1 protein-coding gene is annotated in these 731 nt (G+C 34.7%); it reads left to right on the plus strand.

All coding sequences use genetic code 11. The features are described from left to right. On the plus strand, window positions 1-731 hold a 731-nt coding region (locus tag OM074_RS21175), incomplete at both ends, for an IS1634 family transposase (RefSeq protein WP_301202715.1).

A 731-nucleotide genomic window follows, 5' to 3' on the forward strand; every position in this document is an offset into this window, starting at 1 on the left:
GGCATTCATTTAAGCATAGATAAGGTTTACCGTTTTCTGGACAAGTTAAACAATAAGCTAAAAGACAAAGTAGAACAAATTGCATTTGCCCACACATTAAGAGTCTTAGGGGGCAATATTTCGGTTGTTTTCTACGACATGACAACATTATACTTCGAAGCAAGTGATGAAGATGACCTGAGAAGAACTGGATTTAGCAAGGATGGAAAGCATCAAAAACCTCAAATATTTTTAGGCCTGTTAGTTGGAATAGGCGGATATGCCATAGGTTATGAAATATTTGAAGGCAATACATACGAAGGGCATACTCTTATCCCGTTTTTAGAAAAAATAAGCGCCAAGTTTAACTTATCAAAACCAATAGTTGTTGCAGATTCGGGACTGTTGTCAAAAGATAACTTAATTTCTCTGGAACAAGACAAATACGAATATATCCTGGGAGCTCGGCTAAAGAATGAATCAAAAGCCATCAAACAAAAGATACTCAACTTGACCTTAAGCGATGGAGAAGTGTATTGTATCAATAAGCCTGATAGGAAACGGCTTATTATTTCCTATTCAAAAAAAAGAGCATCAAAAGATGCATATAACAGGAAAAGAGGATTATCCAGATTGGAGAAAAAAGTAAAATCGGGGAAACTCACAAAATCCAACATTAATAATAGAGGATACAATAAATACCTTACCATGTCTGGTGATGTTTTAATAGAGATTGATTATGAAAAGTTTGA

Origin of the sequence: Plebeiibacterium marinum, from assembly GCF_026013615.1 — a bacterium.
GTDB lineage: Bacteria > Bacteroidota > Bacteroidia > Bacteroidales > Marinilabiliaceae > Saccharicrinis > Saccharicrinis marinus_A.